Source organism: Pseudomonas vanderleydeniana (assembly GCF_014268755.2).
Taxonomy (GTDB): Bacteria; Pseudomonadota; Gammaproteobacteria; order Pseudomonadales; family Pseudomonadaceae; genus Aquipseudomonas; species Aquipseudomonas vanderleydeniana.
Window position 1 is genome coordinate 3,141,528 of sequence record NZ_CP077093.1, and the last position, 22,762, is coordinate 3,164,289.

At 63.4% G+C, this 22,762-nt stretch carries 21 protein-coding genes; 10 read left to right on the forward strand and 11 right to left on the reverse strand.

Annotated elements, in window-relative coordinates; genetic code table 11:
- Positions 1–199: 199 nt before the first annotated feature.
- The 5 genes from dctA to HU752_RS14215 all read right to left on the reverse strand — a co-directional run bounded on the left by dctA (position 200) and on the right by HU752_RS14215 (position 5,827).
- Positions 200–1,492: a C4-dicarboxylate transporter DctA gene (dctA, locus tag HU752_RS14195; protein ID WP_186687752.1), complete on the reverse strand. Its 1,293-nt coding sequence runs from the start codon at positions 1,490–1,492 to the stop codon at positions 200–202.
- A gap of 98 nt (positions 1,493–1,590) precedes the next feature.
- A complete protein-coding gene (locus HU752_RS14200; protein WP_186687744.1) occupies positions 1,591–2,466 on the reverse strand; it encodes an alpha/beta fold hydrolase in 876 nt (291 codons plus the stop codon).
- Positions 2,467–2,585: 119 nt separating this feature from the next.
- The gene (locus HU752_RS14205; RefSeq protein ID WP_186687743.1) at positions 2,586–3,050 is read right to left on the reverse strand and encodes a VOC family protein; all 465 of its coding nucleotides are present in this window, start codon (positions 3,048–3,050) and stop codon (positions 2,586–2,588) included.
- Between the two features lie 111 nt (positions 3,051–3,161).
- Positions 3,162–4,157, reverse strand: coding sequence for a DUF3829 domain-containing protein (locus HU752_RS14210; protein ID WP_186687742.1), 996 nt, complete (start codon positions 4,155–4,157; stop codon positions 3,162–3,164).
- Entirely contained in the window at positions 4,154–5,827 is a 1,674-nt protein-coding gene (locus tag HU752_RS14215; protein ID WP_186687740.1) for a J domain-containing protein, read from the reverse strand. Before HU752_RS14215 ends, HU752_RS14210 begins: the two co-directional genes overlap by 4 nt.
- 210 nt (positions 5,828–6,037) lie before the next feature.
- Between HU752_RS14215 and HU752_RS14220 the strand changes: the two genes are divergently transcribed.
- Positions 6,038–7,054, forward strand: coding sequence for an AraC family transcriptional regulator (locus HU752_RS14220; RefSeq protein ID WP_186687738.1), 1,017 nt, complete (start codon positions 6,038–6,040; stop codon positions 7,052–7,054).
- Positions 7,055–7,515: 461 nt separating this feature from the next.
- Here HU752_RS14220 and HU752_RS14225 read toward each other — a convergent pair whose 3' ends face one another.
- Positions 7,516–8,712 carry an IS256 family transposase gene (locus tag HU752_RS14225; RefSeq protein ID WP_217838491.1) on the reverse strand — a complete coding sequence of 399 codons (1,197 nt, stop codon included), beginning with the start codon at positions 8,710–8,712 and terminating at the stop codon, positions 7,516–7,518.
- A gap of 462 nt (positions 8,713–9,174) precedes the next feature.
- Between HU752_RS14225 and HU752_RS14230 the strand changes: the two genes are divergently transcribed.
- The 5 genes from HU752_RS14230 (at position 9,175) to HU752_RS14250 (ending at position 14,864) form a co-directional block, all read left to right on the forward strand.
- Positions 9,175–10,821 (forward strand): AMP-binding protein, encoded by a 1,647-nt coding sequence (locus HU752_RS14230; RefSeq protein ID WP_186689057.1) that lies wholly within the window; start codon positions 9,175–9,177, stop codon positions 10,819–10,821.
- Positions 10,822–10,971: 150 nt separating this feature from the next.
- On the forward strand, positions 10,972–11,739 hold the full coding sequence (locus HU752_RS14235; protein WP_186689058.1) for an SDR family NAD(P)-dependent oxidoreductase: 768 nt from the start codon (positions 10,972–10,974) through the stop codon (positions 11,737–11,739).
- Positions 11,740–11,750: 11 nt separating this feature from the next.
- On the forward strand, positions 11,751–12,938 hold the full coding sequence (locus HU752_RS14240; RefSeq protein ID WP_186689059.1) for an acetyl-CoA C-acyltransferase: 1,188 nt from the start codon (positions 11,751–11,753) through the stop codon (positions 12,936–12,938).
- 9 nt (positions 12,939–12,947) lie between these two features.
- The gene (locus HU752_RS14245; protein ID WP_186689062.1) at positions 12,948–14,075 is read left to right on the forward strand and encodes an acyl-CoA dehydrogenase; all 1,128 of its coding nucleotides are present in this window, start codon (positions 12,948–12,950) and stop codon (positions 14,073–14,075) included.
- A gap of 15 nt (positions 14,076–14,090) precedes the next feature.
- Positions 14,091–14,864 carry an enoyl-CoA hydratase gene (locus tag HU752_RS14250; RefSeq protein ID WP_186689064.1) on the forward strand — a complete coding sequence of 258 codons (774 nt, stop codon included), beginning with the start codon at positions 14,091–14,093 and terminating at the stop codon, positions 14,862–14,864.
- Positions 14,865–15,028: 164 nt separating this feature from the next.
- On the opposite strand, the gene HU752_RS14255 is transcribed toward HU752_RS14250, so the two are convergent.
- Positions 15,029–16,180, reverse strand: coding sequence for an acyl-CoA dehydrogenase family protein (locus HU752_RS14255; RefSeq protein WP_186689066.1), 1,152 nt, complete (start codon positions 16,178–16,180; stop codon positions 15,029–15,031).
- A 3-nt stretch (positions 16,181–16,183) separates the two neighbouring features.
- On the reverse strand, positions 16,184–17,290 hold the full coding sequence (locus HU752_RS14260) for an enoyl-CoA hydratase/isomerase family protein (protein ID WP_186689068.1): 1,107 nt from the start codon (positions 17,288–17,290) through the stop codon (positions 16,184–16,186).
- A gap of 274 nt (positions 17,291–17,564) precedes the next feature.
- On the opposite strand from HU752_RS14260, the gene HU752_RS14265 reads away from it, so the two are divergent.
- The gene (locus HU752_RS14265) at positions 17,565–17,915 is read left to right on the forward strand and encodes a hypothetical protein (protein WP_186689070.1); all 351 of its coding nucleotides are present in this window, start codon (positions 17,565–17,567) and stop codon (positions 17,913–17,915) included.
- Between the two features lie 25 nt (positions 17,916–17,940).
- Here the strand turns inward: HU752_RS14265 and HU752_RS14270 are convergent, their stop codons facing one another.
- Genes HU752_RS14270 through HU752_RS14280 form a run of 3 tightly spaced genes read right to left on the reverse strand, consistent with a single transcriptional unit; the run spans position 17,941 to position 20,621 of the window.
- Positions 17,941–18,567, reverse strand: a complete 627-nt coding sequence (locus tag HU752_RS14270) for a TetR/AcrR family transcriptional regulator (RefSeq protein WP_186689072.1) — start codon at positions 18,565–18,567, stop codon at positions 17,941–17,943.
- Between the two features lie 6 nt (positions 18,568–18,573).
- Complete coding sequence (locus HU752_RS14275; protein WP_186689074.1) at positions 18,574–19,428, reverse strand: 3-hydroxybutyryl-CoA dehydrogenase; 855 nt, start codon at positions 19,426–19,428, stop codon at positions 18,574–18,576.
- A gap of 11 nt (positions 19,429–19,439) precedes the next feature.
- On the reverse strand, positions 19,440–20,621 hold the full coding sequence (locus HU752_RS14280) for an acetyl-CoA C-acyltransferase family protein (protein ID WP_186689077.1): 1,182 nt from the start codon (positions 20,619–20,621) through the stop codon (positions 19,440–19,442).
- Between the two features lie 174 nt (positions 20,622–20,795).
- On the opposite strand from HU752_RS14280, the gene HU752_RS14285 reads away from it, so the two are divergent.
- Genes HU752_RS14285 through HU752_RS14295 form a run of 3 tightly spaced genes read left to right on the forward strand, consistent with a single transcriptional unit; the run spans position 20,796 to position 22,709 of the window.
- Positions 20,796–21,806 carry an AraC family transcriptional regulator gene (locus HU752_RS14285; protein WP_186689079.1) on the forward strand — a complete coding sequence of 337 codons (1,011 nt, stop codon included), beginning with the start codon at positions 20,796–20,798 and terminating at the stop codon, positions 21,804–21,806.
- A 46-nt stretch (positions 21,807–21,852) separates the two neighbouring features.
- The gene (locus HU752_RS14290; RefSeq protein ID WP_186689081.1) at positions 21,853–22,251 is read left to right on the forward strand and encodes a carboxymuconolactone decarboxylase family protein; all 399 of its coding nucleotides are present in this window, start codon (positions 21,853–21,855) and stop codon (positions 22,249–22,251) included.
- A 29-nt stretch (positions 22,252–22,280) separates the two neighbouring features.
- Positions 22,281–22,709 (forward strand): VOC family protein, encoded by a 429-nt coding sequence (locus tag HU752_RS14295; protein ID WP_186689083.1) that lies wholly within the window; start codon positions 22,281–22,283, stop codon positions 22,707–22,709.
- Positions 22,710–22,762: the final 53 nt, after the last annotated feature.

Sequence of the window (22,762 nt, forward strand, 5' to 3'; positions counted from 1 at the left end):
ACCAGGAACCGGACTCACTGCAGGAGTCGGATTCACTGTAGGAGTCGGACTTGTGGGAGCCGGATTTATCCGCGAAGAGGTCACTGAAATCGCTAAAAGCTTCGCGGATGAATCCGGCTCCCACAAGGTAAGAACCTGGCGCGGTCACTGTAGGAGCCGCCCGGCCGGCTCCTACGAGGACGGTGCGAGGCCATGAGCCTTACTCGGCGGGCTGGCTGGCTAGGGCCTTGCGCTCGTGCCCGAGGGCGATCGGCGCCATTTTCTCGCGGTCGAGCTGGCCTTCCCAGGCGGCCACCACCAGGGTGGCGACGGCGTTGCCGATGATGTTGGTCAGTGAGCGGCACTCGGCCATGAACCGGTCTACGCCGAGGATCAGCACCATGGCCGCCACCGGCACGGTCGGCACCACGGCGAGGCTGGCGGCCAGCGCAACGAAACCCGCACCGACCACCGCACCGGCGCCCTTGGAGGTGAGCATGGTCACCGCCAGCAGGGTCAGTTGCTGCTCCAGCGTCAGGTCGATGTTGGTTGCCTGGGCCAGGAACAGCACCGCAAGGGTCATGTAGATGTTGGTGCCATCGAGGTTGAAGGTGTAGCCGGTTGGTACCACGATGCCCACCACGCCCTTGGAGCAGCCGAGGTTCTCCAGTTTCTGGATCAGTTGCGGCAGGGCCGATTCCGATGAGCTGGTGCCGAGTACGATCAGCAGCTCCGACTTGATGTAGCCCAGCAGGCGCAGGATGCTGAAGCCGGCATAGCGGGCGATGCTGCCCAGCACGCAGGTGATGAAGATCAGCGCGGTCAGGTAGAAGGTGCCCACCAGCTTCATCAGCGGCAGCAGCGAGCCCAGGCCGTACTTGCCGATGGTGAAGGCCATCGCGCCGAAGGCACCCACGGGGGCGACCCGGGCGATCATGCCGACGATGCGGAAGAACACTTCGCTGGCCTGGTGGATCACGCCCACCAGCGGCCGGGCTTTCTCACCGGCCATCACCAGCGCCAGGCCGAACAGCAGCGAGACGAACAGCACCGGCAGGATCTCGCCCTGGGTGAAGGCATCGAAGAAGGTGGTGGGGATCACGTGCAGCAGGAAGCCGGTCACGCCTTCGCCGTGCTGGGCCTGGCCAACGAAACTGGCGATGGCCGAGGAGTCGAGGGTCTTCACGTCGACGTTGAAGCCCGAGCCCGGGTGCAGGGCGTGGGCGGCCAGCAGGCCGATGGCCAGGGCCAGGGTGGAGACGATCTCGAAGTACAGCAGCGCCTTGCCACCGACCCGCCCGACCTGTTTCACGTCGTGCATGTTGGTGATGCCGGAGACTACGGTGCAGAAGATGATCGGGCCGATGATCATCTTGATCAGCTTGATGAAACCATCACCCAGGGGCTTGAGCTCGACACCGGTCTGCGGCCAGTGGTTGCCGATCAGCACTCCCAGCACGATGGCGATGACGACCTGGATATACAGGGTTCCCAGCAGTTTTCTGATTGTCATTTTTATTATCTCCAGAGTTTCAGGCAAGCCGATCCCGTCATGGGCCGTCACGGCGGCCCATGGGGAAGGGGTGTTTCAAATCGGTGGTGGCCGGTACTTCAGCGCAGGAACGGCAAGACTTCGTCCAGCAGTTCCTGCGGAATTTCCTCGGCCAGGTAATGACCGCCCGGCAGTGCCTTGCCGCGTACATCGGTGGCGACCTGCCGCCATTCGTGCAGTGGGTCGAAGCAGCGGCCGACCGTACCCTCGGCGCCCCACAGGGCCAGCAGTGGCAGGTTCAGCTTGCGCCCGGCAGCGAGATCGGCGCGATCGTGTTCCAGGTCGATGCCGGCGCTGGCGCGATAGTCCTCGCAGACGCCACGTGCGCTGCCAGGCAGACTGAGACAGCGGATGTATTCAGCGAAGGCTTCGTCGGTGAATGGCTTGAGCCCGGCGCTGCGGCTGCCCATGACGCTGCGCAGGTACTGTTCCGGGTTGGCCTCGATCAGGCTCTCCGGCAGCGGTGCCGGGCGGATCAGGAAGAACCAGTGCCAGTAGGCGCGGGCGAAGGCTTCATTGGTCTGGGCGTACATCGACAGGGTCGGCGCGATATCCAGCAGGACCATGCGCTGCACCGTTTCGGGATGGTCGAGTGCCAGGCGATGGGCGACGCGGGCACCACGGTCGTGGGCCAGGATCGAGAACTGCGTGAAGCCCAGGGCGCGCATCAGCTCGACGCCGTCGCGGCCCATTTCGCGCTTGGAGTAGTTCAGGTGCTGCTCGTCGGCCGCTGGCCGGCTGCTGTCACCGTAGCCGCGCAGGTCGGCGGCGACCACGGTGAAATGCTTGGCAAGCTCGCCCGCGACCTTGTGCCAGATAACGTGTGTCTGTGGGTGGCCGTGCAACAGCAACAGGCCTGGCCCACTGCCGCCAATGCGGTAGGCGATGTCCACACCGTTGACGTGGCGCTGGTCTTTCTCGAATCCGGCGAACATGGAAGTGACTCCTCGTTATTGTTGCCGACATCCTAAGACCCACAGCGCCAGGGGCAAGGCGCAAAGCGTGGTGCGCTCGTTCATGAAGTGTGTTGCTGGTCGCGGATGAGACCGATGCTTCAGCCTTGAGGCTGCTCGTACAACGCAGCGAGTCGTGCCTCGAGTTCGGCCTGTGGCACGTCCTCCTTGTGGCTGGCCAGGAACCAGACATGGCCAAATGGGTCTGCGAGCGTGCAACTGCGGTCGCCGTAGAACTGGTCCTGGACCTCCTTGATCACCGTGGCACCAGCGGCCGTGGCGGTTTCGAACTGCTTGTCGACGTCCGAGACGTACAGGTGAATGCCGACTGAAGTGTGGCCCTGCGGACTGACGAACGGTCCATCTTCGCAGGGTGTGCCCAGCATCAGTGGTGAATCGCCGATACGCAGTTCGGCATGGCCGATGCTGCCATCGGGCATCGCCAGGCGCATGACTTCCGTGGCGCCGAAGGCTTTCTTGTAGAAGTCGATGGCTGCTGCGGCCTGGCTGACGCCGAGGTAGGGGGTGATGCTGTGGAAACCCTCCGGTATCGCTTTGACGCTCATGACGGTTCTCCCTTGTCAGGTGGCAATGACCGGTCATCGTGGCCGGTCATTTGACTATAGGTCACGGGCGATGAAGTCTGTGGCGGTCTGACGGGCGTGCTGGCGTGGGCATCAGTAGCGGCCACGGACCTCCTGATTGTAGCGAATGAGCAAGGCATCGTAGGTGGTCTGGATTTTTTCCAGATCATCGTCCAGATACAACGAGTCGCGTTGCGCTGTCCAATCGTCCCTGAGGCTATCCAACGCCTTGAAGTAATCTGTAGCGGGTGTGTGGAGGTGCTCCCAGATGCCTTGGACCGACTTGTCGCTGCTGGTGGCAGGATGTGCCTGCATGTAGCTGGTTCCGGCAGCATGGGCCGCTTTCACATTCTCGATAAGACCGCTCAACAGCGTGGGTGTCAGGTTGTGCTCGGCACTGGCTTTTGTCAATTGATCAAGGTTCAGCCTGGCCTGGAGCATGAAGTTCAACAGGTGCCAATGCTGGTCCTGCCCGAAGCGAGCCTCTATCTGTCGTAGTTGTACCTGACGAATCCTCAGGTCTTGGGCGACGATCTCGCGGCGCAACTGGTCGGACTCCTTGAGGAAGTCCTCGGCCAGAGGGCGGAAGGTTGGGTCCAGGTGCTCCTTCTCCTCGGCTGTCAGGGGCGGCGCAAGCAGGTAGCTGTAAAAGTTGAAGGTCTCGGTCACTTCACTGACCCTGATCCAGGCTGTCAGGTACCGGGAAAACCCTGGCAGCATCCTTGCCAGCGCCTGGCGATCGCCTTCGTCTGGCAGGCAGGCGATAATGCGCGAGCGTTGGCCTGCGAACATCATCTTGTTCCGTTGTCCCTGGGTGTCAATAGCGACCAGTCTACCGTCGTGATCGCTGCTCTGCTGGGTAGAAGTGATCTTCTGGTAGCGTGTATACGCGTTTCGCCATTCGACATCTACGCTGCGCAGGCAGTCGACCAAGGGCTTCATGGCTGCTGCCTGGTCGTTTTCAGTGCTTGGCAGGATTCCTAGCCAGTTCCAGACAGCATCCAGTACTGAGTACTTGGCTGTTGAGAGATTAGCCAGCATGGCTACTACCAGGCCGATCAGCAAGTACATCCGTGCCTTGCGATTCATTGGCCTGGCTCCTGTTTGCGCTGCTCTGCGTACCACTGCACCCGACTCGAGGACGCTCTGCATTCGGGCAGGTCGGGGGAGCGCGTGCATAGCCGCTCAGGCCATGGCTGCAGGCCCTGGTCCCGGCCCAGTCGGATATGGTTGCCATAGGCGATCATGCCCACTATCAGGAGCAGAACTGCGCCTGCGAACAGTGCCGAGCGGGTCAGCACTGACGAGGGCATGGATCGATAGGCACGGGCTGGCCATAGAAAATGCTCGCGAACCCGCTGCAGTCCGCCAATGGCCAGCAAGCAGCCTGTGTAGGCGAGCAGTGCGGCCAATCCTCCGGAGAATGCCACCGCGCAACCCAGCAACCAGCACGGTACGATTTCCCTTAGTAGCAAGGGGGCAGGACGGCGAGGGCTTAGCCAATTGGATAAACGCGTGGTCAGGTGTTGCTCCAAGCCTGAAGCAGGGTCAATCAGTGCTCGCCACAACTTCAGAAACAGCCAGGTGCAGCCAGCGAACATGCCGCTCCAGAAGAGAGTTCCGGACAAGACTGCGGCGGCATCCGCCATCGAAAGACCGAACTGGGCAATGGCGCAAGTTGCCCCGGACACGACTGCGGCCATGTACATCGGCCAATCCGTCAGTGCACTTTCCAGGGGGCGCCAGAAGAAAGGATCGCCCTCAGGCATGCTCTTGCGCAGTTGCGGGTATTGGTTGTAGACGACTTCGCTGAGATGTTGGCAGGCGATCCAGTCCTGCTTGCGCATTCTGCGGGCGTGCACGATGCGTTCACTGGACGCCAGAGCACCGAACAGCAATCGTGCGGCCCTTGATTCCGGTGTACGGTCATCAAGAGCCGCCAGACGCTTCTGCTCTTCCACGAAAGCCTCGGTTCGGCTGCGTTTGAGCAGGCTTTGCCAGTAGCTCTCGGGGTTGACCACGTATCTGGCGTCGTCTTCCCAGTTCTCCAGTCGCGATAACTCGGCGAACAGTTCCGATGACCAGAAAGCTGACTCCAGAAGTACGTCAGCCAACAGCCGTCCGTACTGTCTGCGCCGCTCCAGTGATTGCATCCAGGACGATTGTCTGAATTGCTCATACATCTGGCGAAAGCTGTTCAGGTCACCCAACGCCAGAGTCTGGAGCAGTGTCTGTCGTACGTCGACGAACAGTTTATGCTGCAGTTGTTGCAAGGCCTGAGTAGGCAGTACACCCTCCTGCCATGGACTAAGCCACTGAAACTGCTTCAGGGCCCATTGGATCAGCGCCCGGCTCTGAGGCGAGGGCTCCAGGCAAAGTTGTAACAGTTGCTCTTCGAACTCCGCCTGGCAGCAATAGAGGGCCGCCCGGGCAAAACGTTCATCCAGCAGTTGCGCAGTGATGCCGTCGAGCAGTTCGCTGGCTGCCTGCTGTGCTGCGCTGGGGCCTGGGTCTTTGCGGGGCAGACCGGTTTCTCTGGTGCATGGGGTGGTTTCGACGAAAACGGTTGGCGCTGCTGAAAACTCGAGCTCAGCCATCGGGCTGCTCCAGTCCAGTGCCTGTTCATAGGCTTCGCGCAACCGCTGGAAACCCTCCGGGTCATCATCCGGGCGGGTCTGTTTGAGTAAGGTGGCGTATTGACGCTTGATTCTACGGGTATCGGCGTCTGATGGTAGTCCTAAAATTTCCCAGCAACTCATCGGCAAGTCCCGGGTGTTGTATTCGACACTGCTACCGCGACCATACCGCCAAGGCTCCTTGAAAAACCGCTCCGTTGTTGGCGGGGGATAATATCAAAATGCAGTTGCCGATGTTGAAACTGGCTTTATCGACGCAGCAGGCTGGCTTTTTGCTTGGCGCTGCCTAAGATGGCCGTCACAAGGAACAGCACAAGGCTCGGGCAACGGCCAATGTCGGAAAAAGACACCATCTCCATCCATCTGGTGCGTGAGGCACTGCTGCAGAGTTGCGCCCCGGGCGTGGCCACCGAAGAGGTCCTGGGCAAGGTCGGAATCGACCCGGCTCTATTGCACCGGCCCGAGGCCCGGGTACCGGCCAGTGACTATGCGCGCCTGTGGCGTCTGCTCGCGCGGCGCAACGATGACGAGTTCTTCGGCATGGACCCGCGCAGGCTGCGGGCCGGCAGTTTTGCCTACCTGTGCCGGACCGGCATGGCGCAGCCGACGGTGAGGGCCGGGCTGGAAGCGGTGCTGGAATTCCTCTCGCTGATCTTCGAGCGGCTGCCGGCGCAACTGGTGACCCAGCAGAGCCTGGCCGAAATCGTCCTTGCAGAGCCTGAAGACGAGGCCCGACGACCGTTCACCTATTTCACCTACTGGATGATCGTCCACGGTGTGGCCTGTTGGCTGGCGGGGCGGCGGATTCCGATCCTGGCTATCGAGCTGCGTTGTGAGGCACCCGACTACTGCGATGACTACCGGGTGATGTTTTCCGAGAACCTGCGCTTTGCCCGACCACGGACACGGATGATCCTCGCGGCCGATTGCCTGGACCTGCCGATCAAGCGCAGCCCCCAGGAGTTGCAGCGTTTTCTCGGGCATGCGCCGGCCAACATCCTGGTCAAGTATCGCGATGCCCAAAGCTTTTCCAGTCGGATCCGGCACGACCTGCGGCAGTTGCCGGCCCAGCAGTGGCCGGAAACCGAGGGCCTGGCGCTGCAGTTGTGCATGTCGGCATCGACCCTGCGGCGGCGGCTGGCGGAGGAGGGGCAGACCTACCAGGGGCTCAAGGACAGCGTGCGCAAGGAGCTGGCGATCGCCTGGCTGGCCGAGCCGGCGATCAGCTTCGCCGAGATCGCCACGCGGCTGGGGTTCGCCGATGTCAGCTCGTTCTACAAGGCCTTTCGCAAATGGTCGGGTTCGAATCCGGGGCATTATCGCAGCCTGATTCTCAACGAAAGCCAATAATCCCATTCATTTCTGATCGTTCCCATGCTCCTAGTCCCCGGTAAAAACGAAAGGGGGGGCACCGCAGCCTTTGTGGCGAGCGGGCTTGTCGGGACGCCGCACTGCCGCACTCGGCTGCGAGGCAGCCGCAACCCCGGGTTCCCCAATTTCTCCTGATGCACCGCGTTGGCCGGTTCTGGGGGCGCTCCGCGCCCCAGCGCAGGCAAGCCTGCTCGCCACATTGGTCCGTGGTGCAACCAGGTGATGGGAACTGCCACATTTTGATCGTCTTTGTCACCGGTGTCCGGCAAACACCCACAGCTCTTGAGGCGAGCGGGCTTGTCGGGACGCCGCACTGCCGCACTCGGCTGCGAGGCAGCCGCAACCCCGGGTTCCCCAATTTCTCCTGATGCACCGCGTTGGCCGATCGTGTCCCAGGACGTGGTGTAACTCATCATGGCTCTGGCCACTGAGTTTGCCGTTTAGTTGATCACGGCCGACAGCTTGGCCTGCGGATTATCGCTGACCGCCTCGAAGGCCTCCAACTGCATATAGCGCCGTTGCAGGCACCACTCGTCGTTCTGCTCCAGCAGCATCGCCCCAACCAACCGTGTAATCGCCGGATCGTTGGGGAAGATGCCCACCACTTCGGTACGCCGCTTGATCTCAGCGTTTAGCCGTTCTAGCGGGTTAGTGCTGTGCAACTGCTGTCGATGTGCCTTCGGGAAGGCCATGTGCGCCAGCACTTCATCTTCGCAACCGTCCATGAGCGTGGCGATCTTGGGGTATTTCTCACGAAGTTGTTCAGCCACCAGCCGCCATTGCTGATGGCATTCGGTTCGACTGTCCTGGGCAAACACCGTGCGCAGCAAGGCCGCTACCATGGTGCGCTGGCCCTTGCCGACATGGGCCATGGCATTGCGCATGAAGTGAACGCGACAGCGTTGCCAGGTCGCGTGGAAAACCTTGGAAACAGCGGCCTTGAGCCCTTCGTGAGCGTCAGAGATCACCAGTTTCACACCCCGCAGCCCGCGTCGCATCAGGCTTCTCAGGAAGTCCGTCCAGAACGGTTCGGCTTCCGACGGGCCAACCCGCATACCCAGCACCTCGCGCCCGCCGTTGGTGTTCACGGCCACAGCGATTATGACGGCGACCGAGACGATGCGCCCGGCCTCCCGCACCTTGACGTAGGTAGCGTCAATCCACAGGTAGGGCCAATCGCCCTCAAGCGGTCGATCAAGGAAGGCGTGGACGCGCTCATCGATCTCGCCAGCGAGCCTGGATACTTGGCTTTTCGAGATGCCGGACATGCCCATGGCCTTGACCAGTTCGTCGACCGAGCGCGTCGAAACGCCCTGGATATAGGCTTCCTGGATCACGGCTGCCATGGCCTTTTCGGCGGTGCGTCGTGGTTCGAGAAAACCGGGAAAATAGCTGCCCTGGCGCAGCTTGGGGATCTTCAGGTCAACGTCGCCAGCGCGAGTTTGCCAGAGGCGATCGCGGTAGCCGTTGCGGCTGTTTGTTCGGTCAGGGCTTTTGACGTCGAAACCGGCGCCGCACAAGCCCTCGACGTCGAACTCCATCATGCGCTGGGCAACAAACTGGATCATTTGCTTGAGCAGATCAGCGTCTGCCCCTTTCTCAACCAACTCGGTCAATGCGATAGTGGGCTTGGTCATCGTGGTTTCCTGGTGAAGGTTAAGTCCGCAAACTCAACGTTAGCCAAGAACCACGATGACCCACCTCTTTCGCCCGCAGGGCGCCTTCGGTTGGTTCAGTTACACCACTTCTAGGGACACGATCCGTTGGCCGGTTCTGGGGGCGCTCCGCGCCCCAGCGCAGGCAAGCCTGCTCGCCACATTGGTCCGTGGTGCAACCAGGTGATGGGAACTGCCACATTTTGATCGTCTTTGTCACCAGTGTCCGACAAGCCCGCTCGCCACAAAGGTTGCGGTGCGCCCGGAGTTTCAGTGCTATAGCCTCTCAATGGGTTAAGCCAGGAGCTGGACAATCCCTCCATATTGGCCAAACCAGTCAATCAGGTTGAAGGCTTTGACCATTGTCCCAAGTCTCTGACGGGGCGACTATTTCCTCGATTTTTCTACGGTTTCCTCTAATAACAAGACCGGGAGATTGCTGGGATGCGCGACTACCTGACTGCCACCGAGAATTTCAATTATCAACACGTGGCCGACATGAGCCTGAAGGGCTCTCTGACGGCACTCAATGCCTGCGTCGAATGCTGTGACCGGCATGCCTTGCCGGGGCGGATCGCACTGTTCTGGGAGGGCCGCGACGGCAGCAGCGCCACCCATACCTTCAGCCAATTGCAGGAGCAGGCCGGGCGCTTCGCCAATTTCCTGCGGGCCCAGGGCGTGGGACGGGGCGACAAGGTCGCCGGGTTGCTGCCACGCAATGTCGAGTTGCTGGTGACGCTGTTCGCCACCTGGCGTATCGGTGCGGTCTACCAGCCGCTGTTCACCGCGTTCGGGCCCAAGGCCATCGAACACCGGCTGAACAGCTCGGCGGCCAAGGTGGTGGTCACCGACGCCGCCAACCGCAGCAAGCTCGACGAGGTCGCCGACTGCCCGACCATCGTCACGGTCGCCGGTGCCAAGGGGCAGGGGATCGTGCGCGGGGATTTCAGCTTCTGGGCCGAACTGGACAACTATCCCGCGGCTTGCGAGCCGGTGATGTTGAACGGCGAAGACCCGTTCCTGCTGATGTTCACCTCGGGCACCACCGGCCCCGCCAAACCCCTGGAAGTGCCGCTCAAGGCAATTATCGCCTTCCAGAGCTACACCCGCGATGCGGTCGACCTGCGTCCCGAAGATGCCTTCTGGAACGTCGCCGATCCGGGCTGGGCCTACGGTCTCTATTTCGGTATCACCGGGCCGCTGGGCCTGGGCCACCCGATCACCTTCTACGACGGTCCGTTCACCGTGGAAAGCACCTGCCGGGTGATCGAGAAGTACGGCATCACCAACCTGACCGGCTCGCCGACGGCCTACCGCCTGCTGATTGCCGCCGGCGAGGCGTTTTCCAGCCGGATCCGTGGCCGCCTGCGAGCGGTCAGCAGCGCCGGCGAGCCGCTGAACCCCGAGGTGATCCGCTGGTTCGCGGAAAACCTCGACGTCACTATTCTTGATCATTATGGCCAGACCGAACTGGGCATGGTCCTGTGCAACCACCATGGCCTGCAGCATCCGGTGCACGTGGGCTCGGCGGGGTTTGCCTCGCCTGGTCATCGCATCGTGGTGCTCGATGACGATCATCAGGAGTTGGGTGTCGGTCAGCCAGGCATTCTTGCCCTGGACCGCACCCAGTCGCCGATGTGCTGGTTCAATGGCTACAAGGGTTTCGAGACCAAGGCCTTCGTCGGCCCGTACTACCTCAGTGGCGACACGGTCGAGCTGAACCCCGACGGCAGCATCAGCTTCGTCGGCCGCAGTGACGACGTGATCACCACGTCCGGCTACCGGGTCGGCCCGTTCGACGTGGAGAGCGCCCTGGTCGAGCACCCGGCAGTGGTGGAGGCGGCGGTGGTCGGCAAGCCCGATCCGGAGCGCACCGAGTTGGTGAAGGCGTTCGTGGTGCTCAATGCGCAGTACCGCGCCGAGCCGCAACTGGCCGAGGAACTGCGCCTGCATGTGCGCAAGCGCCTGGCGGCTCATGCCTACCCACGGGAAATCGAATTCGTCGACGAACTACCCAAGACCCCGAGCGGCAAGTTGCAGCGTTTCATCCTGCGCAACCAGGAAATCGCCAAGGCCCAGGCAGGGGCCTGACAGAACATTCGCGAAAGGCTCTGGTGGGGGCTTTTGTGGGAGCGGGCTTGCCCGCGAAGAGTCCCGCGAGGCCACTCAAGGCTTCGCGGGCAAGCCCGCTCCCACAAGAACCTCGCCATTCAGAACGAAATATCCAAGAAGGACAAGGCAATGAACATACAAGACAAGGCTTTCCTGGTCAGCGGCGGGGCTTCCGGCCTCGGTGCGGCGACTGCCGAGATGCTGGTGGCGGCCGGTGCCCGGGTGATGCTGGTGGACCTCAATGCCGAGGCCGTCGCCGCCCAGGCGCAGAAACTGGGAGCCAATGCCCGCAGCGCGGTCGCCGATATCACCCGGCAGGATCAGGCACAGGCGGCGGTACAGGCGGCGGTCGGCGCCTTCGGTGGCCTGCACGGGCTGGTCAACTGCGCCGGCATCGTGCGTGGTGAGAAGATCCTCGGCAAGAATGGCCCGCACCTGCTGGACAGCTTCAGCCAGGTGATCAACGTCAACCTGATCGGCAGCTTCAACCTGCTGCGCCTGGCCGCCGCGGCCATGGCCGAGACCGAGGCGGACGCCGGCGGCGAGCGCGGGGTGATCATCAACACCGCATCGGTGGCTGCCTACGACGGCCAGATCGGCCAGGCGGCCTATGCCGCCTCCAAGGGCGCGATCGTCAGCCTGACCCTGCCGGCCGCCCGTGAGCTGGCGCGCTTCGGCATTCGCGTGATGACCATTGCCCCGGGCATTTTCGAAACACCGATGATGGCCGGCATGACCCCGGAAGTCCGCGAGTCGTTGTCCGCCGGTGTACCGTTTCCGCCGCGCCTGGGCAAACCGTCCGAATACGCCGCACTGGTCCGGCACATCATTGAAAACAGCATGCTCAACGGCGAGGTGATCCGTCTCGACGGTGCCTTGCGCATGGCTGCCAAGTAGGAGGAATAACCATGACTATCCAGGATCCCGTTGTCATCGTCAGCGCCGTGCGTACCCCCATGGGCGGCTTCCAGGGCGACCTCAAGAGCCTGACCGCGCCGCAGCTGGGCGCCGCCTCCATCCGTGCGGCGGTCGAGCGCGCCGGGGTGGCGGCGGATGCGGTGGACGAAGTGCTGTTCGGCTGTGTACTGCCCGCCGGTCTCGGCCAGGCTCCCGCCCGCCAGGCGGCACTGGGTGCCGGGCTGGACAAGGGCACCCGTTGCACCACCCTGAACAAGATGTGCGGTTCGGGCATGGAAGCGACCATCATCGCCCACGATCGGCTGCTGGCCGGCAGTGCCGAGGTGGTGGTGGCCGGCGGCATGGAAAGCATGTCCAACGCCCCGTACCTGCTGGACCGTGCCCGCAGTGGCTATCGCATGGGGCATGGGCAGGTGCTCGACCACATGTTCCTCGACGGCCTGGAAGACGCCTATGACAAGGGCCGGTTGATGGGGACCTTCGCCGAGGACTGCGCCGAGAGCAACGGCTTCAGCCGCGAAACCCAGGATGCCTTCGCGGTCGCGTCCCTGACGCGTGCACAGCAGGCCATCAGCGAAGGCCGCTTCCGGGACGAGATCGTGCCGCTGGAGGTAACGGTTGGCAAGGAACAGCGACTGATCAGCGATGACGAGCAGCCACCCAAGGCCAAGCTGGACAAGATTGCCTCGCTCAAGCCGGCGTTCCGCCAGGGGGGGAGCGTCACTGCGGCCAACTCCAGCTCGATTTCCGATGGTGCGGCGGCCCTGGTGCTGATGCGCCGTTCCGAGGCCGAGAAGCGTGGCCTCAAGCCGTTGGCGGTGATCCATGGGCATGCGGCATTCGCCGACACCCCGAGCCTGTTCCCGGTGGCACCGGTGGGCGCGATCCACAACCTGCTGAAGAAGACCGGCTGGTCGCTGGACCAGGTCGACCGTTTCGAGATCAACGAGGCCTTCGCCGTGGTTACCCTGGTGACCATGGACAAGCTGCAGATCCCTCACGAGAAGGTCAACGTCAATGGCGGCGCCTGCGCCCTCGGTCACCCGATCGGCGCTTCCGGCGCGCGTATCCTGGTGACCCTGTTGTCGGCGCTGCGCCAGCAGCAGCTCAAGCGCGGTATCGCGGCGATCTGCATCGGCGGTGGCGAGGCCACGGCGATCGCGGTCGAGTGCCTGTAAGGAGTTCCCATGCTACCGAATCAAGAGCAACAACAGATCAGCGACGCGGCCCGGGATTTTGCCCAGGAACGGCTGAAACCGTTCGCTGCCGAGTGGGATCGTGAACACCGCTTCCCCCGGGAGGCCATCGGCGAGATGGCCGAGCTGGGCTTCTTCGGCATGCTGGTGCCGGAAGCGTGGGGTGGTTGCGACACCGGCTACCTGGCCTATGCCATGGCCCTGGAAGAGATCGCTGCCGGCGATGGCGCCTGCTCGACCATCATGAGCGTGCACAACTCGGTGGGCTGCGTGCCGATCCTGAACTTCGGCAACGATGAGCAGAAGCAGCGTTTCCTGCCGGCCCTCGCCAGTGGCCAGATGCTGGGTGCCTTCGCGCTCACCGAGCCCCAGGCCGGTTCCGATGCCAGCGGCCTGAAGACCCGCGCCCGGCTCGAAGGCGACCATTACCTGATCAACGGCTGCAAGCAGTTCATCACCTCCGGGCAGAACGCCGGGGTGGTGATCGTCTTTGCCGTGACCGACCCGAGTGCTGGCAAGCGTGGGATCAGTGCGTTCATCGTGCCGACCGACTCGCCGGGCTACAAGGTCGCGCGGGTCGAGGACAAGCTCGGCCAGCACGCCTCGGACACCTGCCAGATCCTCTTCGAGGATGTGAAGGTGCCGGTGGCCAACCGGCTGGGCGAGGAGGGCGAGGGCTACCGCATCGCCCTGGCGAACCTGGAAGGTGGCCGGGTCGGCATCGCTGCGCAATCGGTCGGCATGGCCCGGGCGGCGTTCGAGGCGGCCCGTGACTATGCGCGTGAGCGCGAGAGTTTCGGCAAGCCCCTGGTCGAGCACCAGGCCGTGGCGTTCCGCCTGGCGGACATGGCCACCCAGATCGCCGTGGCGCGGCAGATGGTGCACTACGCCGCAGCCCTGCGCGATAGCGGCCGGCCGGCGTTGGTGGAGGCGTCCATGGCCAAGCTGTTCGCCTCGGAAATGGCCGAGAAGGTCTGTTCCTCGGCATTGCAAACCCTTGGCGGCTATGGCTATCTGAACGACTTCCCGCTGGAGCGGATCTACCGCGACGTGCGGGTCTGCCAGATCTATGAAGGCACCAGTGACATTCAGCGCATGGTCATTTCGCGCAACCTGTGAGCAAGGACATTAACGATGAGCTACGAAACCATTCTGCTGGACATCAAGGGCCGCGTCGGCCTGATCACCCTGAACCGCCCGCAGGCGCTCAATGCCCTGAACGCGCAGATCATCGGTGAACTCAACCAGGCGCTGGACCGCCTGGAGGCCGATCCGGAGATCGGCTGCATCGTGCTGACCGGTTCGAAGAAGGCCTTTGCCGCCGGCGCCGATATCAAGGAAATGGCCGAGCTGACCTATCCGAAGATCTACCTCGACGATCTGTTCAGCGACAGCGACCGGGTGGCCAACCGACGCAAGCCGATCATCGCCGCGGTGTCCGGTTTTGCCCTGGGTGGCGGTTGTGAACTGGCGTTGATGTGCGACTTCATCCTGGCCGCCGACAACGCCAAGTTCGGCCAGCCGGAGATCAACCTCGGCGTGCTGCCGGGCATGGGCGGCACCCAGCGCCTGACTCGCGCCGTGGGCAAGGCCAAGGCCATGGACCTGTGCCTGACCGGGCGCTTCATCGATGCGGTGGAAGCCGAGCGTTGTGGCCTGGTGGCGCGGATCGTGCCGGTCGATGAATTGCTCGACGAGGCGTTGAAGGTGGCGACCCTGATCGCCGGCAAGTCGATTCCGATCAGCATGATGGTCAAGGAGAGCGTCAACCGGGCGTTCGAGGTCAGCCTGTCCGAGGGCGTGCGTTTCGAGCGCCGGGTGTTTCATGCGGCGTTTGCCACCGAGGATCAGAAGGAAGGCATGGCGGCGTTCGTGGCCAAGCGCGAGGCGCAGTTCAAAGATCGTTGAGCCTGCTCCGTCAGCGCCTGGCTACAGGGGCAGGCATGTAGAAGCAGAGGCTGGGGGCGCAGTCTTTGTGGGAGCCGGATTTATCCGCGAACCGATCTCAAGGCCGCCAAAAGCTTCGCGGATAAATCCTGCTCCCACAGTCTCTGCTCCCACAGGCACAGGGGTTATACCAGGTAATGCCTGAGCTCCCGTGCAATCAGCATCCGCTGAATCTCGCTCGAGCCTTCGTAGATCTGCGTGATCCGCGCATCCCGGTAGTAGCGCTCCACCGGGTAATCCTCCAGATAACCGTACCCACCATGGATCTGCATCGCCGATGAGCAGACCTTCTCGGCCATTTCCGAGGCGAACAGCTTGGCCTGCGATGCCTCCGACAGGCAGGGCTGGCCTGCACTGCGCAGCCGCGCGGCATGGAGGATCAGCAGTCGTGTGGCATTGATCCGGGTGTGCATGTCGGCCAGCAGGTTGGCGATGCTCTGGTGCTCCAGGATCGGCTTGCCGAACTGCACCCGGTCACGGGCATAGGCCAGTGCCGCTTCGAAGGCGGCGCGGGCGATTCCCAGTGCCTGGGCGGCGATGCCGATACGCCCGCCTTCCAGGTTCGACAGCGCGATCGCCAGGCCCTTGCCACGCTCACCCAGCAGGTTGGCTTCGGGCACGATGCACTGGTTCAGGGTGACCGCGCAGGTGTCGGAGGCGCGAATGCCCATCTTGTGTTCGGTGCGATCGACGATGAAGCCCGGGGTGTCGGTCGGTACCAGGAAAGCCGAGAGGCCTTTCTTGCCCAGGTCCGGGTCGGTCACGGCAAAGACGATTGCCAGGCTCGCGCGCTTGCCGTTGCTGACGAACTGCTTGGCGCCGTTGATCACCCACTGGCCGTCCTTGAGTTCGGCCCGGGTGCGCAGGTTGTGGGCTTCGGAGCCGGCCTGTGGCTCGGTCAGGCAGAAGCAGCCGATGGCCTCGCCGCTGGCGAGTTTCTCCAGCCAGGCTTCCTTCTGCGCCTGGGAGCCGTAATTGAGGATCGGACCGCAGCCGACCGAGTTGTGAATGCTCATCAGCGCACCGGTCGCACCATCGCCGGCCGAGATTTCCTCGACGGCCAGGGCATAGGCCACGTAGTCGACATAGGTGCCGCCCCATTCTTCCGGGACCACCATGCCGAGCAGGCCCAGCTCGCCCATCTTGCGGACCAGTTCGTCATCGATCCAGCCGGCCTTTTCCCAGGCCTGGGCATAGGGTGCGATTTCGCCGCGGGCGAAATCCCGGGCCATGTCGCGGATCATGACTTGTTCTTCGCTCAATTCGATATCGTGCATGACTTAGTTTTCGCTCTCATCCAGGCCATGGAAAAACCGTGCGACCTGTTCGGGTTGCAGTGCGCGCAAGGTCGGAGGGTTCCAGTGCGGGGCCTTGTCCTTGTCGATCAGCAGGGCACGTACGCCCTCCATCAGATCGCCGTGCTCGAACCATTGGCGGTCCAGGTGCAACTCCATGGCAAAGCAGTCCTCCAGGCTCATGTGGCGACCGCGACGCAGCATCTCCAGGGTCACGGACATCGCCAGCGGCGAACGGGTCTCCAGCAGGTTGGCGACGTCCCAGGCCCACTCATGGCTGTCGGCGACGGTCACTGCGCGCATCTGTTCGATGATGCTCGACACGTCGGGCAGGGCGAAGAAGTGGTCGATGGCCGGGCGCAGCTTGTCCAGCGGGGCATCCGGCAGGGTCTGCACGGCGAACTTGGCCAGCAGGCTCTGCAGGTCCTTGAGTGGCGTGTCGTGCCACTCCATCTGGTCCAGGCGCTGATCCAGCAGGGCCAGCTTGTCGCTGTGCAGGTACCAGTCGGCCAGGCCGCAGTAGAGGGCGTCGGCGGCGCGGATCTGATTGCCGCTCACGCCCAGGTAGAGACCGACTTCACCAGGAATGCGTGACAGGAAGTAGCTGCCGCCGACATCCGGGAAGTAGCCGATGCCCACCTCCGGCATGGCCAGCCGGCTGCGCTCGGTGACCACCCGCAGGTCGGCACCTTGCACCAGGCCCATGCCGCCACCGAGAACGAAGCCGTCCATCAGTGCCAACACCGGTTTGCGGTAGTGATGGATGCACAGGTCGAGGGCGTATTCCTCGACGAAGAAGTCTTCGTGCAGCTTGCCGCCGCCCTTGTAGCTGTCGTATAGCGAGCGGATATCGCCGCCGGCGCAGAACGCACGATCGCCGGCACCGCGCAGGGTCACGGCATGGATCTGCGGGTCTTCGGCCCAGGCGTCGAGATGGCCTTGCAACTGGCGGATCATGTCCAGGGTCAGGGCATTGAGGCCGGCGGGGCGGTTGAGGGTGAGGTGACCGATGTGGTTGCGCACCTGCGCCAGAACATCGGCCGAGGTGTCGTCAAAATCCGTCGCAGCGGAGGATGAAACCCGAGCAGTCATTACTAACTCCCTGCTTTTATTGTCTTTTTAGGTGCGTTCGCAAGCGAACGATGGTTGATCGTAACAGTGCAAATTTATCGCTTACAACCGGGATAACTGCAGGTCTTGTCTGCATTTTTGCGTGTACGAACAGGCCTCTGGATAGTCTGGCTCAAGGCGCTGTGGTTGCAAGCCGGATCCGTGTGGTCATGATCGGTGCCAGGTCGTGCGAATCCGGTTCGTATTGCATGGACTCAGTGCTAAAGTCGCTTCTTTTTTGGAGCAGAGAACGGTCATGCGGATGTTAATCGGGGCGGTGGCGGCAGTGGCGTTGGCAGGGTGCATGGGCCCTGGCATGAATCAGACCCGCACCACCGGGCCGACCAAGAGCTTCACCTCGACCAAGGCCGACAACATCGTCGCCCAGTGCATCCAGTTCTCCTGGCAGGACGAGAAGGTCTTCGATGTCGACGCCGCGGCCTACCTGCAACCGGGCTACAAGGGCGGTTCGACCGTCTATACCCGTGGCTCCGAGTACTTCGTCGATGTCCGCCGCGAGGCCGACGGTACCGTGGTGGACTACTACGCGACCGTGACCAAGCCGATCGGTGCCAGACGGCTGGCGGCTGTCGCGACCTGTCTCTGAGGGTGTGAGCCGCAGCCGGTGTCTTTCAACCAGAGGCGCTGGCCAGCGCGCCTTTCACCGCCCCCAATGCAATGCCATGCATCAGCAGCCGATGTCCCTGGGGCTCCAGGCCGGCGTCGTCGGTCCAGGCCGGCAGGTTGTTGAGCAGGCACAGGAAGGTGCGCACGGTAGTGCGGGCCAGGGATTCGTCAGGGGAGAGGCCCAGCGGCGTGAGCAGCTTGACCAGGTGGCCCTCGTAGCGTCGACGCAACTCCAGCACCGCCGCCTGCTGCGCGTCGTCCAGGCAATGGAACTCATGCTCCGCGACGCGGAAGAAATCGGCCTTGTCGCGGTGCAGGTCCAGATGGGCGCTTATCAGCGCGTCCAGGCGTTTTTCCGCTGAGCGCGAGGTCCGCGCCGATGGCGCGGCGACAATCTCGAGCAGGTCCAGGTGCAGGCTTTCGATCAGTTCGAACAGCAGCGCCTGCTTGCTCTCGATATGGTTGTAGATCGAGCCGGGCTGGATGCCCAGGTGCGCTGCCAGCTCGCGCAGGCCGACCTGGGCGAACCCGCGCCGGGCAAACAGCGCCACGGCCTTGGTGCGGGTTTCCAGGTGGCGTGAAGGCTTCTGTTCCGCGGCCTGCGGCGCGATGGCGAGGGCTGCCCGGGCCATGCTCGATCAGCCTTCGTACGAGTAGAAGCCGCGACCGCTCTTGCGGCCCAGGTAGCCGGCCGCGACCATCTCCCTGAGCAACTGTGCTGGCCGGTACTTCGGTTCGTCGAAGCCCGAGTGCAGGCTTTCCATGATCGCCAGCAGGGTATCCAGGCCGATCAGGTCGGCCAGGGCCAGTGGGCCGATCGGCTGGTTGCAGCCCAGCTGCATGCCGGCGTCGATGTCCTCGGCGCTCGCCAGGTCTTCCTGGAGAACGAAGATCGCTTCGTTGATCATCGGGCAGAGGATGCGGTTGACCACGAAACCCGGGCGGTTGCGGGCGGTCACGGCGGTCTTGCCGATCTGCGTGGCCAGGGCCAGGGCACTGGCGTGGGTCGCGTCGCTGGTCTGCAGGCCGCGAATGACCTCCAGCAGGCCCATCACCGGCACCGGGTTGAAGAAGTGCAGGCCGATGAAACGCTCCGGCCGGCTGATCGCGGCGGCCAGCTCGGTGATCGACAGCGACGAGGTGTTGGTGGCGATGATGCACTGGGCACCAACCACTTCGGCGACCTGCTTGAGGATACGCTTTTTCAGCTCGAGGTTTTCCGTGGCGGCCTCGATCACCAGCTCGACACCGGCCAGCACCGCATAGTCGGTGCTCAGGCTGATGCGACCGAGGGCGGCCTGCTTGTCATCGGCGCTGATCACGGCCTTGCGCACCTGGCGATCGAGGTTGCCGGTGAGAGTCGCCAGGCCCTTGTCGAGGGCGGCCTGGGAAACGTCGATCAGGCTGACCTGCAGGCCGGCCACCGCGCAGACCTGCGCGATGCCGTTGCCCATGATGCCGGCGCCGATCACGGCGATACGTTGGATACTCATGAAAATAGTCCTTAAACCCGTTCGAAGATGACGGCGATGCCTTGCCCGCCGCCGATACACATGGTGGCCAGGCCATAGCGCCCACTGGTGCGATGCAACTCGTGGATCAGCTTGGTGGCGATGATGGTGCCGGTCGCCCCGACCGGGTGGCCGAGGGAAATGCCCGAGCCGTTCGGGTTGACCTTGGCCGGGTCGAGGTCCAGCTCCTGGCTGACGGCGCAGGCCTGCGCGGCGAAGGCGACGTTGGATTCGATCACGTCGAGGTCGGCGATGGTCAGCCCGGCGCGCTTGAGCGCCAGGCGGGTAGCCGGGATCGGGCCCAGGCCCATCAGTTCCGGCTCGACTCCGGCATGGGCGTAGGCGACCAGGCGGGCCAGCGGCTTGAGACCATTGGCCTGCACGGCCGAGGCGCTCGCCATCAGCACGGCGGCTGCGCCGTCATTGAGGCCCGAGGCGTTGCCGGCGGTCACGGTACCGTCCTTCTTGAAGGCGGTGCGCATCTGCGCCAATTGCTCCAGCGAAGTGCTGCGTGGGTGCTCGTCGACGCTGAACAGCTCGGTACCCTTGCGGCTGCGCACCTCCACCGGGGTGATTTGCCCGGTGAAACGACCTTCGTCGATGGCACGCCGGGCCCGTACCTGTTCTTCCAGGGCCAGGTCGTCCTGCATCTGGCGGGTGATGCCATTGCGTTCGGCGATGTTCTCGGCGGTGATGCCCATGTGAATGCCGTGGAATGGGTCGTGGAGAATGCCGAGCATGTAGTCGATGGCCTGCACGTTGCCCATGCGCGCGCCCCAACGGGCGGCAGGCAGCAGGTAGGGACCGCGGCTCATGGATTCGGCACCGGCGCCGATGGCCACCTCGGCATCACCGAGCAGCAGGGTCTGGGCGGCCGAGACGATCGATTGCAGGCCCGAGCCGCACAGGCGATTGACGTTATAGGCCGGTGTTTCCTTGGGAATGCCGGCATTCATGGCGGCGACGCGGGAGAGGTAGGCATCCTGGGTGTCGGTGGGGATCACGTTGCCCATCACCACATGGCCGACCAAGGCCGGGTCAAGGTCGCAACGCTGCAGGGCGGCCTTGACGGCGGTGGTCGCCAGGTCGCTCAGGGGGACGTCCTTCAGGGCGCCGCCGAAGGTGCCGATGGCTGTCCGGACGGCGCTGACGATATACACTTCGGGCTTTGACATGGGGCACTCCTGTTTTGTCGTTGTGGCAGCCGGTGAGCAAGCTTAGTCCGTGTCGGGCGTATCACCTGGCGCAGGGCTCATCTGGTCGACAAGTCTAGGACCGGCCATTGCTTGGAACTATGCCGAAACCGCTCAGTAAATCTGTTCTTTTTTGCCATACGCAGCCTGGGATTCATGAAAGAAAAACATTCGGTATCGTCGTACTTCGTCAAGGCCCTGCTGGTGCGTTTTCTCGATCAGCCGCAGCGGGTTGCCGAGCTGCTGCAGGCCGCCGGCTTCCGTGAGGGCTCGGTGGAGGAACTGGGGGAACGGGTGGCGCCCCGGCAGCTGGCACAGCTCTGGCTGGCGGTGATTCGCGAGCTGGGCGACGAATTCTTCGGTTTCGACTCTCACGGCATGCCCATCGGCAGTTTTGCCCTGATCTGCCGCGGACTGATCCAGGCACCCACGGTGGGCAAGGCGCTGGGCTTGTCGCTGGAGTACTTCGCGCTGTTCCTGCGTGACATCCACGCCCAGGTGCAGGTGCGCGGCAAGCGGGTTGCCGTGGTGATGAGCACCGATACCCGCGACCCGTACCTGCAGGCCGTGGTCACCGAAACCTTCCTGATCCTGATCGTCGGCCTGATGTGCTGGCTGGCCGGCCGGCGCATCCCCATCAGCCGGGCGCGCTTCGCCCATGCCCGACCGCCCCATGGCGACGAGCACCTGTTGTGGGGAGCCTACGTGGAATTCGATGCACCGGTGACCGAGATCGAGTTCGAACGCGAGTACCTGCGTCTGCCCGTGCTGGCCGATCGCAAGTCGCTCTATGCGTTTTTGCGTGATGCACCGCAGTCGGTGTTCATCCGCTTTCGCAATCGCGAGGGCTTCAGTGCTCGCGTGCACCAGCGGTTGCGTTCATGCGGTTATGACCATTGGCCGACCCTGGAGCAACTGGCCGACGAATTCGACATCCACCTGGCCAGCCTGCGCCGGGCGTTGCAGCGCGAGGGTTTTTCCTACCAGCAAATCAAGGACGAGGTGCGTCGCGCGATTGCCTTCGAACGCCTGCGCAACACTCGCATGAGCATCGCCGAGATCGCCCAGGATGTCGGTTTTCGCGAGCCGAGCGCGTTTCACCGGGCCTTCAAGCAGTGGACGGGGGAGAGTCCGGGGAGCTTTCGCTTGCGTGGGCAGAAGGCGTAACGTAGGCGGCCTGACGCGGTAATCCATTCCATTGCGAGGAAGCTCCATGTCGTCCCAGCACCTGACTGAATACGAAGACGCCAGCCCTGAAGTACGCGCCGTTTACGATGACATCATGCAGACCCGCCAGGTTGCGCAGGTCAACAATTTCTGGAAGTGCCTGGCCGCTCACCCGCCGACCCTGCGCCGGACCTGGGACAGCCTCAAGGAGATCATGGCGCCTGGTGCCCTGGACTCGCTGACCAAGGAACTGATCTACGTGGCCGTCAGCGTCACCAACAATTGCCCGTACTGCATCGCCTCGCACACGGCGGCGGCGCGCAAGGCAGGGATGACCGACGCGATGTTCGGCGAATTGCAGGCGGTGGTCGGCATGGCCAACGAGACCAATCGCCTGGCCAACGGCTACCGTGTACCACTGGACGAGGCGTTCAAGCTCGACTGACAGAGCGGTAGCCATCAGGGAGGATCGTCATGTTCAGCCATATCCAATTGGGGGCGCGGGACTTGCCGCGCATGATTGCCTTCTACGAGGCGGTGCTGGCCGAGCTTGGCCTGGTGCGCATGCCCGACGAAGCGGACAGCGGCCCGCCCGGTGCCGGTTGGCGGATGCCGGGCTGGGAATGGCCGCACTTCTTCGTGCAGGAGCCGTTCAACGGTCTGCCGGCGACCTGGGGCAATGGCGTGCAGGTCAGCTTTGCCGCGCTGTCGCAGGGTGCCGTAAAGGCGGCCTGGCATCGAGCCCTGGCGCTGGGGGCGGGGGACGAGGGCGCACCGGGCCTGCGACCTCATTATGGCGCCGACTACTACGGCGCCTACTGCCGTGACCCGGAAGGCAACAAGCTGTGCTTCGTGCACACGGCCGAGCTGGAGGTGATGCTCGCGCGGCAGCCCAGGGGCTGAGCTTCACTGTTGCGTGGGCAACAGTGATCCGACAGATCTGTCGAATGGATAAC